The organism is Bacillus sp. NH11B (assembly GCF_001884205.1).
Classification (GTDB): Bacteria; Bacillota; Bacilli; order Bacillales; family Bacillaceae_G; genus Bacillus_A; species Bacillus_A proteolyticus.
Map to the genome: position 1 here is coordinate 46,452 of NZ_MAOG01000107.1, position 16,739 is coordinate 63,190.

At 34.7% G+C, this 16,739-nt stretch carries 10 protein-coding genes; 2 read left to right on the forward strand and 8 right to left on the reverse strand.

Translation table 11 applies throughout. The features are described from left to right. Positions 1-207: 207 nt before the first annotated feature. The gene (locus tag BAU27_RS16590; RefSeq protein WP_071771488.1) at positions 208-2,127 is read left to right on the forward strand and encodes an LTA synthase family protein; all 1,920 of its coding nucleotides are present in this window, start codon (positions 208-210) and stop codon (positions 2,125-2,127) included. Positions 2,128-2,293: 166 nt separating this feature from the next. Here the strand turns inward: BAU27_RS16590 and BAU27_RS16595 are convergent, their stop codons facing one another. Next, a complete protein-coding gene (locus BAU27_RS16595; protein ID WP_071771489.1) occupies positions 2,294-5,077 on the reverse strand; it encodes a dynamin family protein in 2,784 nt (927 codons plus the stop codon). A gap of 556 nt (positions 5,078-5,633) precedes the next feature. On the opposite strand from BAU27_RS16595, the gene BAU27_RS16600 reads away from it, so the two are divergent. Next, positions 5,634-5,822, forward strand: coding sequence for a hypothetical protein (locus tag BAU27_RS16600; RefSeq protein ID WP_071746747.1), 189 nt, complete (start codon positions 5,634-5,636; stop codon positions 5,820-5,822). Positions 5,823-6,142: 320 nt separating this feature from the next. Here BAU27_RS16600 and mutL read toward each other — a convergent pair whose 3' ends face one another. The 7 genes from mutL to BAU27_RS16635 all read right to left on the reverse strand — a co-directional run bounded on the left by mutL (position 6,143) and on the right by BAU27_RS16635 (position 16,622). Next, the gene (gene mutL, locus BAU27_RS16605) at positions 6,143-8,086 is read right to left on the reverse strand and encodes a DNA mismatch repair endonuclease MutL (RefSeq protein WP_071771490.1); all 1,944 of its coding nucleotides are present in this window, start codon (positions 8,084-8,086) and stop codon (positions 6,143-6,145) included. An 8-nt stretch (positions 8,087-8,094) separates the two neighbouring features. Beyond that, on the reverse strand, positions 8,095-10,767 hold the full coding sequence (gene mutS, locus BAU27_RS16610) for a DNA mismatch repair protein MutS (RefSeq protein ID WP_071771491.1): 2,673 nt from the start codon (positions 10,765-10,767) through the stop codon (positions 8,095-8,097). A gap of 180 nt (positions 10,768-10,947) precedes the next feature. Beyond that, positions 10,948-11,490, reverse strand: a complete 543-nt coding sequence (cotE, locus tag BAU27_RS16615; protein ID WP_001288800.1) for an outer spore coat protein CotE — start codon at positions 11,488-11,490, stop codon at positions 10,948-10,950. Between the two features lie 127 nt (positions 11,491-11,617). Further along, entirely contained in the window at positions 11,618-12,049 is a 432-nt protein-coding gene (locus BAU27_RS16620) for a YlbF/YmcA family competence regulator (RefSeq protein WP_071771492.1), read from the reverse strand. Positions 12,050-12,052: 3 nt separating this feature from the next. Beyond that, positions 12,053-13,582, reverse strand: a complete 1,530-nt coding sequence (gene miaB / locus BAU27_RS16625) for a tRNA (N6-isopentenyl adenosine(37)-C2)-methylthiotransferase MiaB (RefSeq protein WP_071746751.1) — start codon at positions 13,580-13,582, stop codon at positions 12,053-12,055. Positions 13,583-14,011: 429 nt separating this feature from the next. Next, positions 14,012-14,878, reverse strand: coding sequence for a 2-oxoacid:ferredoxin oxidoreductase subunit beta (locus BAU27_RS16630; protein ID WP_002088040.1), 867 nt, complete (start codon positions 14,876-14,878; stop codon positions 14,012-14,014). Beyond that, positions 14,865-16,622: a 2-oxoacid:acceptor oxidoreductase subunit alpha gene (locus tag BAU27_RS16635; protein ID WP_071746752.1), complete on the reverse strand. Its 1,758-nt coding sequence runs from the start codon at positions 16,620-16,622 to the stop codon at positions 14,865-14,867. Before BAU27_RS16635 ends, BAU27_RS16630 begins: the two co-directional genes overlap by 14 nt. Between the last annotated feature and the right edge of the window lie 117 nt (positions 16,623-16,739).

Below are 16,739 nucleotides of genomic sequence, written 5' to 3' on the forward strand. Positions count from 1 at the left end.
CACTATAACTATGACTTTTTTTGCTCCGTTTCTAAACAAGAGTTAGTTTTATGTTACTTCGCTTTAAAATTCCCCATTGTATGTATATGAATACTTCAAATTATTACCTTTAGAAAAATATAATCTAAATGGTTCACCACACTCTAATAGTTATAAAAATATAATATATAACATTAGTTAAATAAACTCTATAAAGAAGGTGTAAAAATGAAGAATAAAATAAATTTACAAATGCAAAATATAAGCTTTGTTATAATAATTGCTTTAGCAGTATGGTTAAAAACATATCTTATTACGCGATTCAGTTTTGATTTAAAAATTGAGTCTTCTACACAAGAACTTATTTTGTTTATTAGCCCTCTCGCTGCATCGTTAGCATTTGTTGGATTAGCATTATTTGCAACCGGTGAAAAGAGAAATTATATAGCGCTATGTATTAATTTCTTATTAACAATCGTACTTGTTGGGAATGTAATGTTCTATGATTTTTATAATGATTTCGTTACGTTGCCAGTACTTGGACAAACATCAAACTTTGGCCAATTAGGCGGCAGTATTATAGAAATATTGAACTACAAAATTATACTCGCATTCGTAGACATTATTTTCTTCTTTATTTTATTAAAAAAGAAAGCAATAGTCTTTAAAACAGAACGTGTAACTCATTCTGCACGCTTATTATATTTTCTTTTAACGATTGGTGTATTTTTTGCGAATCTACATCTTGCAGAAAAAGAACGACCTGAATTATTAACGAGATCCTTCGACCGCGTAATGCTTGTGAAAAATTTAGGACTATACACTCATCAAGTATATGATTTAACACTACAAGTAAAAGCAGGATCCCAAAAGGCACTTGCAGATAGTAGTAAATTACAAGAAACTGAAAACTACGTAAAAGCAAACCAAAGTGAACCAAATCCTAATATGTTTGGTGTAGCGAAAGGAAAAAACGTAATTGTCGTTACTCTTGAATCCTTGCAAACCTTTTTAATAGGTGCATCCGTCAATGGTCAAGAAGTTACACCGTTCTTGAATGAATTCATAAATGAAAGCTATTACTTTGATAACTTTTTCCACCAAACTGGGCAAGGAAAAACATCAGATTCTGAATTTCTAATAGATACATCGTTGTATCCATTAAATCGAGGAGCTGTATTCTTCACGCACGGTAACAACGATTATACTGCGACTCCAGAAATTTTACGTCAGCAAGGCTATTTTACTTCTGTATTCCATGCGAATAACGCAACATTTTGGAATCGTAATATCATGTACTCTGCTCTTGGTTATGATCGTTACTATAATGAGCTTGATTACAAAATTACACCCGAAACAAATTTAAATTGGGGATTAAAAGATATCGAATACTTTGATCAATCAGTAGATATATTAAAAACTGTTGATCAACCATTTTATGCTCGTTTCCTTACTTTAACAAATCATTATCCATTTACGTATGATGAAGATACAAAATTCATTGAACCTTACAACTCTGGTAATGGCGTATTTGATCGTTACATCGTAACAGCACGTTACTTAGACGAATCAATTAAAAAATTTATTGAGCGTTTAAAAGCCGAGGGAATGTATGATGATTCTATTATTGTGTTATATGGTGATCATTATGGCATTTCTGAAAAACATAATCGCGCAATGGCACAGTTTTTAGAAAAAGATCAAATAACAGAATTTGATGCTTTAAATTTACAACGCACACCTTTATATATTCATATCCCTGGCCAAACAGAAGGTCAAACTATTTCAAAGCCTACGGGACAAATCGATATGAAACCTACTATTCTAAATTTATTAGGGATTGATACTACTAACGATATCAGTTTTGGCCATGATATGTTTTCAGATGAATATACCGGTTTTGTTGTTTTACGTGATGGTAGCTTTATTACAGACAAGTATGCATACAAAAACAACACTTTCTATGACCGCATAACAGGTGAAATTGTAGATTTACCAAAAAAAGAAGCACAAGCACTCATTAACCGTGCACAAAACGAATTACGAATGTCTGATAAAATTATTGGAGGCGATTTATTACGTTTCTCTGAAAGTAATAAAATGAAAACTGGCGAAGTACAAACTAAAATTAAAGAAACTGAAAAATAATCTATATATATGGAAAGGGAGCACCCCATTACGGTTGCTCCCTTTTTACTCTCTTATAACAGATGATGCAATTTGATATAAAAAAGACCTGACATATTATACGGATGTAAGCAAAAAAACAACTCCAAAATCCACTTTCATTATATAATTTGGAGTTGTTTTACGTTTATTCTATAGTTGTTTCTACAGTTAAATCTGTATAGGCATGTTCCTCACCTATATTTAAGATTACTTCACATTGACGTAATCTCAATTCAAAGAGCGTTATAGAATCATGATAGACTTCAGGATTTGATTTCATTTTATGTAATATCTCTTGTTTTTCTTGTATTTCTAAATGAGTATTTTCTATAGCTTGTTTCAAGGAGATAAATGGATTCCTAAAGAACATATTAATATCTCGCTCTTGCGTGTTTTCAAACAGCTCAAATTGCAAGAAAAATTTATTCATAATAGAAGCCGTTACTTCCGTATAATCTTCATTTTCTACATACTGTTTGTATTTGTTATATAGCATAGCTCTATTCTTTGGAAGAACTCCAAATAATTTACCGGCACTTTTCAGTAAAAATTGTGCTGGCGTAAATCGGCGTAAAATATTTACTTCTTCCATTTGTATTCTAGTCGTCATTCTATCAGTATCTCTGCGCCAGTCATCCAGTACTTTAAAGTCACATTCTAACTGTATTCGATTTTCTCCAAATAAAGAATTAAGTCCTTCACTGAGCTCTTCTAAGTACGATTGACTTTGAAGGAACTCAGTATTAGAAGTTGCAATCCAATTTTGCATAGAACGAGCAAGGTTAGGTAATACAGTTTGTTCTAAATATTTGTGCACTCTTTCGTTCATCGCTGTATTTAGTTCCGTATCAATGTGTCCGAAATCGCTTTCTTCACTAATTAAATCGGAACAACTCTGCAATAGTTTCGGAATATGTTCTGTAAGATCATTAGTAATTTCGTTTTTCATTGTACGATATGATTCTGTAATGAAATGAATTTTTTCCTTCTCAAATGCAGTAAGGTTATTAATGCTACCATTTAGTTTAACTAACATATCCTCATTCCACTTAATAGCATCCACTATATTGTTTTCCTTCTCAACACGTTTATCCAAAAGATATGTAATTGTTTTTCGAATGAAAAACACTAACTTTTCAGTACGTTCTGCATCGATATTTTTATGGTTAAAGTTAAAACGAATAAACTCAGTTAAATCATTTAGTTGTTGACTACTTGTATATAACGAAGAGTAAGGGAAAATTCTCGCATGCGGGAAATATGCGTTTATTCTCGCTTGCGTATCATGTAAAACCCTTTTTATTTCTGCTTCACTGTAAATGTTATCGATTTTATTTAACAAGAAATGAATTTGTAGATTTGGTGTATGTTCTTGAATACCTAATAGAATATCACGTTCTTTATCAGTAAAAGGTGAATCCGCATTCAATACGAACAATAATTCATCTACTGAATTTAAATATTCAAATATCTCATCCCCAGTATCGTTATTCCTATTAAATCCAGGTGTAACTACGAATGTAAGTTTATTTTTACTTAAAAATCTGCATGGTAATTTAAATTCAACACATGCTCTATCTCTATATGTTTGATGGTGCACTGCCATCATATTATGGTAATCATAGAAATTTTCAGTTGTTGTAATGGCTGAATCTGTTATAGCGTTAATTTCTGTATGGGCATCATTTTTTAAAACTACTACATTTGAGATTGAGTTTTCTAATATATTTTCTCCTAATATAGAGTTAATAAATGCAGTTTTTCCGTTTCCTGACGTTCCCGTTACTAAAATACGATTTGTTTTTAAATCTGCAAGCTCGCCAACTAACCATCTAAATCTGTGACCCATTTCTATTTCATGCTTTTGTGCCCACTGCGTAATAGATTCAAAAAGATGTAAACTATACTCTAAGCCATTCACATGATTAATAGAATATGACAGTAGGTCTTCCGCATGCTTTATATTTGCTGAATCTATTTTGGAAGGAAAAATCTCATTCCATGCCAATACAGCTGCTGATGGAAATACAGCATGAGACGGATTGACTACCTTTAACCAATTTGTTAACAGATTTGGAATGATATCGTGTAATTGTCTAAGCATATATTGACCTTGAATTAATTCAAAGTACGTTTCTTCGTAAAGAGAAGAAATTTTGTCCCATATATCGGACGAATGTATTTCGATATGTATGAAAAATTCATTTATTGTATTAAGCCATAATAAGTAATTTTGTTCATTTTTATAACTGTTCCAAAGTGATGAAACCATTTGCGTAAATTGCACTTGATCTACATTATTTAATGTCACTAATACTTCATAAAAATAATCTGGTGAAATATTTTTAGTAAATCCTTTATCGATATATCCTTTTAGCACCTCAAACCACGGATAAGATTCTGTTCGAATTAACTCATTCACAGCAAGCTCTACTGCACTATCAAAATCTTGCTGTTCCTCATAAAAGGAACGGGCAATGATTGTGACATTTGGATAATCAGGGTTTAAAGAAACCGCTTCTTTTATAACAGTGAAAGCTGAATCAAAATTATTCTGCTCGATGTAAAGAGAAAGTAATTGCAGTCCAATTTCGGTCATCAATATTTTATTATCAGTAGTAATGGAAGTATACACATTTTCAGCAACTGATAATCTGTTAAGTTCGAAGTAAGCATCCGCAATATTTTTTTGTGCCCATGGTGCTAATTCATTACTAACTTTCTCCCATTTAAAAATAGCTGCTTCAAAATCTTGATGATGATAATAAAATTCACCCTGTGCAAAACGAATATAAGATCCATCGGAAATTTCATTTTTTTCTTCATTTACATAAGCTTCTCCAAGTACTTGAAGAGGTGGTTGTGTTTCATTCTCCATTAGGAATGTTTCATAGTACATCTTTTTTATTAATTGTTTTTCTAATCTCATCTTTTCCCCCACCATATCTTGAAATTACATTTTTGAGATATGTCAATACTTTTTTGTATGTATGCTTTTTATCTTAACAAAGAATTCCTGTTGGAAAATTTCATTTTCCTTTCATTTTTCAAGTAAGATTGAATTTTTATGAGAAAAGTTGCAGTTTTTTTTCAATTCCCTTTCAGTTGTGAAACAACATTAAATGTTCCTAATAACCTAATAACAATATAATATTCCACATTATATTATCAGGAAAACTCCATATAAGTCATATTATAAAAACAATCTATAACGAATATATATGCATTGTTTACTTTACTGATAAAGTAAAACTTTAATCAGTGTGGGTGTCCATCCCCTACTGATTATTAGCCTATACCAATTGGGTGGCAGTTGATCTCCCACTTAATTTCTTTGCTTCAGCCGAATTACTTTCCTTTAAAATATTTCAGTAGTTATGTAATTAAATTCCTCTAACCTATATAAATAACTAGTCCCAAAAAAATCTATATGCATATCATGTTATAGTAAAGAATTTAGGAAATCCTAAAAAGGAGGCATTCTCATGTTTGAAGATAAATCTAAAATAAATTACCCATATGAATTTACAGAAACTACAACAGTTCCTCTAAAGAACCCCATTGATAAAAAATTCAAGAACGGCACAGATACACATAATTTCCCAATTAAAAAACACTACAAAGAACAGGTGCTCTATACTGAAAAAATTAATAATAATAATAAAAATAAATAATTGTATAGATCCTTGTAACAATGTGCCAAATAAGAATCTATATTAGACCTTGCATAGTTATGTTTTTAGTAATGTATAAATCTTTCTTATACAACTCATGTACTTTTAAAAAGTGCTGATATACAGCGCTTTTTTATACATAGATAAATTTAAGCTAACGTAGCCAAGAAATAAACTACTTACAATCTTAAGTATGATATGCTCAAATTTAAATAAACTGCAAAATTACTCCGCCATATTCTCGTTTAACAATTAATTCTACATATTAAAAGGGAGCAACAGTAAATGTTGCTCCCTTTTGAAACCTAGTTTTATTAACCCTACATAACCCTCTTAAACATCTTCTCCAACTCATAAGTAGAATGATGCACAAGAATCGGTCTTCCGTGCGGGCATGTATACGGGTTTGTTGTTGTGCGAAGTTCTTCAAGTAAAGCAAATATTTGATCGTTCGTTAAATATTGATTTGCTTTAATCGATGCTTTACAGCTCATCATGATGGCAGCTTCTTCACGCAACTTTTTAATATCTACTTTTTTTAGTTTAACAACTTGCTCCATCATTTCATCAATGATTTCTGTTTCTTGTCCTTTCGGGAACCACGTTGGGTGTGAACGGACGATAAAGGATTGATGGCCGAATTGCTCCAAGAATAGACCGACTTTTTTTAGTTCTTCTAGTTGCTCTTCGACACGTAAAAATTCAGTAAGAGATAAATCGATACGGTACGGTACAAGTAGCTCTTGTACTTCTTGCGCTACTCTCCCCACTTTATCACGGAAGTATTCATAATTGATACGTTCTTGCGCTGCATGTTGATCAATCATATATAGCCCATTATCATTTTGAGCGAAAATATATGTTCCGTGCATTTGTCCAATTGGATAAAGCGGTGGTAAGTCATTACCGTTCATTTCAATCTCTTTTATTTCGTGAACTTCTTCTTCCAATTCCTCTAATTCAAAATCGTCACCGTTGCTAGTCCATTCCTTTTCCTCTCGAACCGTTTCTTCTATTACCGGCTTAGAGGATGACTGCCAACTTTGCTCTTCTCTTACTAGTGACTGTGGTGGTTGCCATTCTTGCTTCGGCGGTTGCCAAAGTTGTGCCGGCTGTTTCACAGTCGTTAGTTCTTCTTGCTTTTCATCCATACCAGTCGGTAAAACGATGTTAGGCATGGATGATTCTCTCGGTTTTGTATGCTCAAACTTGAACTGTTCTTGCACACTTTCAGCTTTTTCTTTTTTCTTTGTTGTTACACCAGCATCTGGAATGAGTTGTATTTTTTTGAATGCAGCTTGCAATGTTTCTTCGATCAGCTTTAGCAACTCTTGTTCTTTACTAAAACGAACTTCTAATTTCGCTGGATGTACGTTAACATCAACAAGCATTGGGTCCATTTCAATCGATAAGAAGCCGATTGGGTATCGTCCGACTGGCAGTAATGTATGGTATCCTTGCTGAACTGCTTTCATTAATACAAAATTTCGAACGTAACGACCATTTACGATCGTTGACATATAATTACGAGACGCTCTCGTTACTTCTGGTAATGTTACATACCCTTTAATTGTGAAGTCTAAAGATTCTGCTTCAATTGGAATTAGCTTCTTCGCAACTTGAATGCTGTAAATCGCTGCAAGCACTTGTCTTACATCACCATTTCCTGATGTATGAAGCAATTTCTTTTCATTATGAAACAGCTTTAACGATACTTCTGGATGTGACATTGCAATACGATATACAATATCTGTAATATTCCCAAGCTCTGTATGAATCGTTTTCATATATTTAAGACGCGCTGGGGTATTAAAGAATAAGTTTTGAACTGTAATATCTGTTCCTTTTCGGCTCGCTGTTTTCTCTTGTTTTATAATGTCTCCACCTTTAATAATAAGGTGTGTACCAGGCGCATCACCTGTGCTTGTAATTAATTCTAATTCACTTACAGAGGCAATACTCGGCAGAGCCTCTCCGCGGAAACCGAGCGTTCTTATACGAAATAGATCATTTTCATCTTTAATTTTGCTCGTTGCGTGGCGTTCAAATGCAACGATACAATCTTCTTCTGCAATGCCATCTCCATTATCAATGATGCGAATTTTCGATAACCCAGCTTCTTCTAAGTGGATTTCAATAGATGTACTATTCGCATCGATGGAATTTTCCACGAGTTCTTTTACAACTGAGGCAGGGCGCTCTACTACTTCCCCTGCCGCAATTAAGTTAGAGAGTTGATCATCGAGTTTGCGAATTTTCCCCATCTACTTACTCATCCTTTCTTTAACTTTTTTTGTAAACGATACAGTTCGTTCATCGCTTCTAAAGGTGTCATATCGAGTAAATCAATTTTTTTAATTTGTGTAAGTACTGCCGTTTCTTTTGCACCTAGAACTAGCTTGTCTTGTTTTTCCAAAGACTTTTCTGCACTAAAGAAAGATAGTTGTGATTCTTCTTCAGTCTCTACTTTCGTTTCTTGTATTTCTACAGGTTCTTCTTTTACAACTACAGGTTCCGGAGCAACTTCTTGCACTTTCACTTCTGTGCGCTTTGGAATAATAATTTCTTCTTGTCCTTCTAGCTGCGCTAACACTTCTTTCGCACGAGCGATTAAGCTATCTGGCAATTCAGCAAGTTGCGCAACGTGAATTCCGTAACTTTTATCGGCCGCTCCATCTTGAATTTTATGAAGGAAAACTACTTTTCCATTCTCTTCAATAGCTGAAACATGTACATTCTTTAGTTGGTCTAAACTTTCTTCTAACACTGTTAATTCATGATAATGTGTAGAGAATAACGTTTTTGCGCCAATTTGGTCATGAATATGTTCAATAATTGCTTGTGCAAGTGCCATACCATCATACGTAGATGTACCGCGTCCAATTTCATCGAATAAAATTAAACTTCTTTCTGATGCATTTGCAATTGCATTTTTCGCTTCTAACATTTCAACCATAAATGTACTTTGACCTGAGATTAAATCATCCGCTGCACCAATTCTCGTAAAGATTTGATCGAAGACAGGTAATACTGCTTCTGTCGCTGGTACAAAGCAACCAATTTGTGACATAACAGTAACAAGTGCTAATTGTCTCATATACGTACTTTTACCAGACATGTTCGGTCCTGTAATTAAAAAGACATCCATCTTCTCCGGCATAATACAATCATTCGGTACATACAATTTCCCGTTCAATACTTTTTCAACGACAGGATGACGACCATCTTTAATAAAGATTTCGCGCTTAGTTGTTAAAACAGGTTTTACAAACTGCTCTTCTTCACTAACTGTCGCAAAGCTTTGCAGTACGTCTAGCTCACTAATTACTTTCGCTAAATGCTGTAATTTCGGAATGAATACTTTGACTTCTTCGCGAAGTGCTGTAAATAAATCGTATTCTAATTGCACAATTTTCTCTTCTGCTTCTAAGATTAATGTTTCTTTTTCTTTTAGTTCATCTGTTATGAAACGCTCTGCATTTGCAAGTGTTTGTTTTCGCTCATAGCGCCCTTCTGGAAGTGCCGCAAGATTTGCCTTCGTCACTTCAATGTAGTAGCCGAAAATACGGTTGTATCCAATTTTTAATGATTTAACCCCTGTAATATCACGCTCTCGTTTTTCAAGCTCAGCGATCCACGTTTTCCCGTTTTTACTAACGTAACGATATTGATCAAGCTTGTCATTATAACCGTCTTTAATAATATCTCCATCTTTAATAGAAAGCGGTGGGTTTTCTTGAATACTTCTTCCTAGCAATTCTGTTAAGCTCTCACATGGATCCGCACCTTGAATTAATCTAGCTGCATAAGCATTATCTAAAAGACTAATCGCTTCTAAAATAGCTGGTACTTGAAGTAAAGAACGTCTTAACTGTAATAAGTCCCGTGCATTTACATTACCAAATGCAACTTTCCCTGCTAAACGCTCTAAATCATATACTTCTTTTAACTTTTCTTTTAAATCTTCACGTAAGAAGTAATCATTTACAAACGTTTCAACCATTTCTAAACGCTCTTCAACTTTTTCTTTCTGAATAAGCGGACGTTCCATCCACTGTTTTAACATACGACCACCCATAGCTGTTTTCGTTTTATCTAATAGCCATAATAATGATCCTGTTTTTTCTTTTGTTCGAAGGGTTTCTGTCAGTTCTAAATTTCGCTTTGAATGCACATCAATTTTCATAAACTGGTTCGTATAATAAATTTCCACTGGTTGCAAGTGATCTAACGAACGTTTTTGTGTTCTTATCACATAGTTAAATAAGCGTCCAATCGCTTTAATTAACTTTGCTTGTGAAACATTTTTCACAAGCTGTTCTAACCCTTCCGGAATAGTTGTTGCATCTTCATACGAAATCGTCATTTTTAATGTTTCAGTTAATTTATTTAATTCATCTTTTGAAAATGTAGAATCTACAACAATTTCTTTTGAACCAGTTGCATACACTTCTAATAAAATATCTTCTACTGAACCCGTTAACAACGTCACTGTATTTTGTCCAGTCGTTAAGTCATTGCAAGCTAGCGCATAAGATCCATCTTCGAAATGTGTTAATGCTGCTAAGAAGTTATTCTCTTTCTCGTCTATTGTACGCCCTTCCATCATCGTTCCTGGCGTAATTAGTTGTACTACTTCACGACGTACTACACCTTTAGCTGTTTTTGGATCTTCCACTTGCTCACAAACAGCTACTTTATATCCTTTTTCAACAAGTTGTTCAATATAATTTTTAGCTGCATGATGCGGTACACCGCACATCGGTATACGATCACTACTACCACCATCTCGGCTCGTTAATGTAATTTCAAGTTCATGAGCTGCTTTAACCGCATCTTCAAAGAACATTTCATAAAAATCACCTAATCGGAAAAATAAAAAGGCATCTTGATAGTCTGCCTTAACCTTTAAGTATTGCTGTATCATAGGGGTATATTGCGTCATGTCTTTCCTCCATAATTCTTACATAATAATCTATATTCATATATGTCACACTTCACGGACACCCATATCTCCTATTTCAGGAGTCTTTCCTCATTATAGCACATTTCATAAGAAATCATGTTCATTCAGCACCACTTATGTAATGTAAAAAGCTAGGAAGAACTTCTCCCTAGCTTTCTATTACTCTTCTTCTGCATCGACGATAAAGTTCGGATCTAATTCTTCAAACTCATCATCATCGATTTGAAAATCCTCGTCTGATTCTACGCAACCTTCAGGATTTACACTTACACAAATTTTCGTTTCTCCAACTACTTCTGTTACAAATTCACGTTCTACCGTCACAACAATTTTATTACCATTTGGTGATACAAGAGCTTCTAAACAATTTGGCGGTTGAATTACACGAGCAATAATTTCTAAATCGTCACCCGAGAAGTTTTTATCACGATACCCAATGCTTACTTCGTCAGTGTAGTTAACACGCTCTGTTACAACTTCGGTCTTTGTGTTTCCATCAAATGAATACCAAGTGTTTACATCATAGAAACCTTCAATTTCCACATGTTTTCCATTCTTTCTCGCTTCGTACGAATGGTTAATTACCCAGCACCCTAAAATACTTGTTGGCTCATTATTCGATTCACATGTATGCGTTGACTTTGTATACTTACGTCCTTTTCCAACCACTGCTTTTGTAATAATCTCTCTAAATTCGGACATTCGTAACCCTCCTCAATCACTATTCACTTAATCATATGCGTGACAATAGCGGAATGTGTCATTCTTTTTTTGAGAAGAATTTACGTTATAACCCATAAAAAAAAAGAGATGTCAATAAGACATCTCTTTAACAACCACAATTTCCTTTTTTACTTTCTACTGCTGCACCAGTTTCACCCTTCAACACATCGCCACCAGTTGAAGCTAATACTTCATCTGTTACATTGTTAGAAATCGTACTAGCAACTAGCTGCAGTAAATCATTTACATATGTTTGTGAAGATTTAAACTCCTGCACAACTGGGATACTATCTAAATTATCTTGAAGCTCATCAATTTCAGCTTCTACTTTTTTCAAAGCTTCCCATTTTCCATAATGTTGTAAGTTAACTGCTTGTTTTTGCAAAGCTTTAATTTCATCAATTGCTCGCTTTACATTTTCATTTTTATGAATTTGTGCTTCTGCTCGCTTAAAGAAGTCGACTTCTTCTGTTTCAGAGATCATTTTCGCTAATTCTTTCGCTTGCTCAACAATTTCATCTTTCGTATATACTTTCATCTATTATTTCACCTCAATCGGCTCCTTAACCAATTCCCCGTTAAGTGACCAAGTTTTTGCTTCCGTTACTTTTACTTTCACAAGCTGACCAATTAAAGATTTTGAAGCAACGAAGTTTACAAGTTTATTCGTACGCGTATACCCCGCAAGTACTTCAGGGTTATTTTTACTTTCTCCATCAACTAATACTTCTACAACTTGCCCTATATAACGCTTATTCTTATTAACAGCATATTCATTCACTAGTGTATTTAAGCGTTGTAATCGCTCTTTCTTCACTTCCATCGGCACATTATCTTTCATTTTTGCAGCTGGTGTACCCTCGCGCGGGGAATAAATAAATGTAAATGCCGTATCAAATCCTACTTCACGATATAGCGACATCGTTTCTTCAAATTGCTCATCCGTTTCATTTGGGAAACCAACGATAATATCCGTTGTTAGGACTGCATTCGGAATCGTTTCTTTAATTTTTCGTACAAGCTCTAAATAATGCTCACGCGAATATTTACGCGCCATAATTTTAAGCATATCTGTACTACCAGATTGAACTGGTAAGTGGATATGTTCTACGAGGTTACCACCTTTTCCAAGAACATCAATTAAATGATCGTCAAAATCACGTGGATGACTTGTTGTAAAACGAATACGTGCGATATCGATTTTACGAAGTTCATCCATTAAATCGCCAAGACCATATTGTATGTCTTCAAAGTCTTTACCGTATGCGTTTACGTTTTGTCCAAGTAACGTAATTTCTTTATAACCGTTCGCTGCTAAATGGCGAATTTCTTTAATAATATCTTCTGGACGTCTGCTGCGCTCTTTTCCGCGTGTATACGGTACAATACAATATGTACAGAACTTATCACAGCCATACATAATATTTACCCAAGCTTTAATATCACCACGACGTACTTTCGGAAGGTTTTCAATTACGTCCCCTTCTTTTGACCAAACTTCAACCACCGTCTCTTTTGAGAACATTGCGTCCTTTAAGATATACGGTAATCTATGAATATTATGTGTACCAAACACCATATCTACATGCTGATTTTTTTGCATAATTTTATTTACAACAGATTCCTCTTGAGACATACAACCACATACACCAATTAAAAGATCCGGGTTTCTTCGCTTTAATGATTTTAAATGACCAAGTTCACCGAACACTTTATTTTCAGCATTTTCACGGATTGCACAAGTATTCAATAAAATGACATCGGCCTCTTCAGTTGAAAAAGTTGGCTCATATCCAAGTGTTGTAAAAATCCCCGCCATTACTTCAGTATCATGCTCATTCATTTGGCAGCCATATGTACGAATGTAAAACTTTCTTCCTGCGCCAAAATTGCGGAACTCTTCAGGTAAGCCAAAATCTCGTTCAATTTTAACTTCTTCTTTCCCACGCTTTTTTGCCTCTTTCAAGGAAGGTGGTTTGTATACACTTTCAAAGTATTTACTATAATCTTTCTCTTCTTTTTTCGTAGAGGAATTTGCTTGTTGACTTGCTAATCGTTGTTGCTCGTTCATCGGTAATCTCCTTTCACCCTTAACTATACACACTCTGTAGTCCATTTTAATGCGCTTAGACCCATCTCAAAGATGTTAGATAGCTTGAGAGATAACTTGCCCTTTGAAACTTGAGTAATCGATCTAATCATCCGTAAGAATGAAGTCTTCCCCACACCAATAGACATTCCCTTTTTAGTATTTCACCTTGTCCTACCCAAAAGCATATTGCTTTATCCCTATACACATTATCATAGTATAGAGCCTTTAGCCAATTTTAACGAAGAAGCATTCTTATCCTATTTTACATTTTACAGTTAATGAACATGCTATTTCTATACAACGATTTATATATTATTTTATCATTCTGAATTTTCTAAGTAAACAAATCTATTCATTATTTTTATTCATTCAAAAAAGGTTGCCAAGTGGCAACCTTTTCTTTTAGCATTACATAAATTCAGCAACAAGCTCATCAAACATTTTCTGATCCATATTCAAATCAGCTTGCACTAAAGGCTTTTCGCTATAGTCTTTTACAAGCTCTTGGTAAGAAGGCTGCTTTGTATTTTGATAAATTAAACCAGTTACTAACCCGTTCTTTTCCATTAATGTTTGCATAGCCATCATGCGGTTAGATGGATCATATCCTTCTACTGTACTTAGTTTCGTTAAATTCTCTTTAAACCAATCATAAGTATTTACTTTATTGTAAGTAACACATGGACTAAATACGTTAATTAATGAAAATCCTTTATGATTAATACCAGCTTCAATAATTTGTGTTAATTCTTTTAAATCACTTGAAAAACTTTGCGCCACAAATGTCGCACCAGCTGTTAAAGCCATTTCCATAACATTTAGTGATGGTTCAATTGAACCTTGTGGTGTACTTTTCGTTTTAAATCCAGCTTCACTACGTGGTGAAGTTTGACCTTTTGTCAATCCGTAAATTTGGTTATCCATTACGATATACGTAATGTCAATGTTACGACGAATAGAATGGATTGTATGTCCCATACCAATCGCAAAACCATCACCGTCACCACCTGATGCGATAACTGTTAAATCACGATTTGCCATCTTCACACCTTGTGCGATTGGAAGAGCACGTCCATGAATACTATGCAAACCATATGAATTAATATAACCTGAAATACGACCTGAACAGCCGATACCAGAAATAACAGCTAGTTCATCTGGATTTAAACCAACGTTAGCTGCCGCACGTTGAATCGCAGCTTGTACTGAGAAGTCTCCGCAACCTGGGCACCAGTTCGGTTTTACACTGTTACGAAAGTCCTTAAATGTTGCCATTTAATACAACCCCTTTTTTGCATTCGTTGTAAATCTCTTTCGGTAAGAATGGGTTTCCGTCATATTTTAAAAGACTAGAAATTTTCTCACCATTACCAAGATTCATTTTCATAATGTTAGCAAGCTGACCAGTTGCATTGTTTTCTACTACCACTACACGCTTCGCTTTTTTCACAAGTGGATCGATTTCAGCTGTTGGGAAAGGATGAATTAAACGTACATGAGCATGGTTTACTTTCATTCCTTCTTGTTCCAAACGCTGCATTGCCTCTTCGATCGCACCACGTGTTGAGTTAAAACCAACTAGCAATACGTCTGCGTCATCATGCTTAACATTTTTATAAACAGGGGTATTAAACTTTAAGTTCTCCATTTTACGGAAACGTTTGTCCATTTGATTTTTACGGTTTATTGCTGATTCAGATGGTTTACCCGTTTCATCATGTTCTACACCTGTAACATGGTGAATACCATTTTTCATACCAGGTAAAACACGTGGTGAAACGCCGTCTTCTGTTACTTCATAACGTTTGAAGTATGCTTTATTTTCACGTTCTGGTAATTCTACTTCTAAGTCAAGCTTACCACGACGAATTTCCACTTTATCTAACGTAAGTGGTTCTACAGTTTGTTTCCCTAAAGAAAGCTGTAAATCTGTTAAGAAAATAACAGGCACTTGATATTCTTCTGCTAAGTTAAACGCTTCTACAATATCATAGAAAGCTTCTTCAACTGTACTTGGCGCCATTACGATTTTTGGAATTTCACCATGCGTTCCGTAAATCATAGCCATTAAGTCAGACTGCTCTTGTTTTGTTGGTAAGCCCGTACTTGGACCACCACGTTGTGTATCAATGATAACTAGCGGTGTTTCAGTAATACCTGCTAAACCTATTGCTTCCATCATTAAAGAAAGACCAGGACCAGCAGATGCAGTTAATGTACGAACACCAGCGTAGTTTGCACCGATTGCCATTGTACAAGCTGCGATTTCATCCTCAGTTTGGATTACTGTCCCGCCGACTTTCGGTAACTTTTTAATTAAGTATTCCATAATTTCAGATGCAGGTGTGATTGGATATGCAGACATAAAGCGAGCACCACCAGCTACTGCACCGAATGCGATTGCGTCGTTTCCAATCATAAACATGCGTTTCTTACCGTCAGCTTTTTCAAGCTGCATCATGTTTACTTTTTCACCAAGCAATTCTTTCATATATTGAGAGCCGCGTTTAATGGCTTCCATATTCTTTTGAACGACTTGCTCTCCTTTACGACCAAAGATTTCTTCAACAACCTCTAAATACGCTGTTTCGTCTAATCCTAATACCGCACTAGATGCCCCAACAGCAACCATGTTTTTCATTAGTGATGTGCCTAACTCTGAAGCAATATCTGTAAACGGTATCACATATAGATTTACATCTGTATTATCAGGTATTGTTGGATTAAATTTCGCATCCGCAACTACAATTCCGCCCGGACGTAGTTCGTGGAAGTTAAAATCAATTGTTTCTTGATCAAAAGCAATTAAAATATCTAAATCATCTGAGATCGCGCGTACTTCTGTTGTACTTACACGAATTTTATTATTTGTATGGCCGCCTTTAATACGTGATGAGAAGTGGCGGTAACCGTATAGGTAATATCCTAATCGGTTTAATGCAATACAGAAGATTTCCCCTGTACTTTCAATTCCTTCACCTTGTTGGCCTCCAACTTTCCATGAAAGTTGACTAATCATCTCCTACACCCCTTTTGGCTGCATTCATTGTAGTGTATTTTTTTACAGTATTAGTTTAGCATTTTTTATACAAATAAACTACAATGGACGCAAATTATGCCTCTTCTGATTTCCCTG

Excerpts from the sequence above, each read along its gene's own strand:
- BAU27_RS16590 (WP_071771488.1), top strand. The coding sequence starts at position 208 with ATGAAGAATAAAATAAATTTACAAATGCAAAATATAAGCTTTGTTATA.
- BAU27_RS16595 (WP_071771489.1), bottom strand. The coding sequence starts at position 5,077 with ATGAGATTAGAAAAACAATTAATAAAAAAGATGTACTATGAAACATTC.
- BAU27_RS16600 (WP_071746747.1), top strand. The coding sequence starts at position 5,634 with ATGTTTGAAGATAAATCTAAAATAAATTACCCATATGAATTTACAGAA.
- mutL (WP_071771490.1), bottom strand. The coding sequence starts at position 8,086 with ATGGGGAAAATTCGCAAACTCGATGATCAACTCTCTAACTTAATTGCG.
- mutS (WP_071771491.1), bottom strand. The coding sequence starts at position 10,767 with ATGACGCAATATACCCCTATGATACAGCAATACTTAAAGGTTAAGGCA.
- cotE (WP_001288800.1), bottom strand. The coding sequence starts at position 11,490 with ATGTCCGAATTTAGAGAGATTATTACAAAAGCAGTGGTTGGAAAAGGA.
- BAU27_RS16620 (WP_071771492.1), bottom strand. The coding sequence starts at position 12,049 with ATGAAAGTATATACGAAAGATGAAATTGTTGAGCAAGCGAAAGAATTA.
- miaB (WP_071746751.1), bottom strand. The coding sequence starts at position 13,582 with ATGAACGAGCAACAACGATTAGCAAGTCAACAAGCAAATTCCTCTACG.
- BAU27_RS16630 (WP_002088040.1), bottom strand. The coding sequence starts at position 14,878 with ATGGCAACATTTAAGGACTTTCGTAACAGTGTAAAACCGAACTGGTGC.
- BAU27_RS16635 (WP_071746752.1), bottom strand. The coding sequence starts at position 16,622 with ATGATTAGTCAACTTTCATGGAAAGTTGGAGGCCAACAAGGTGAAGGA.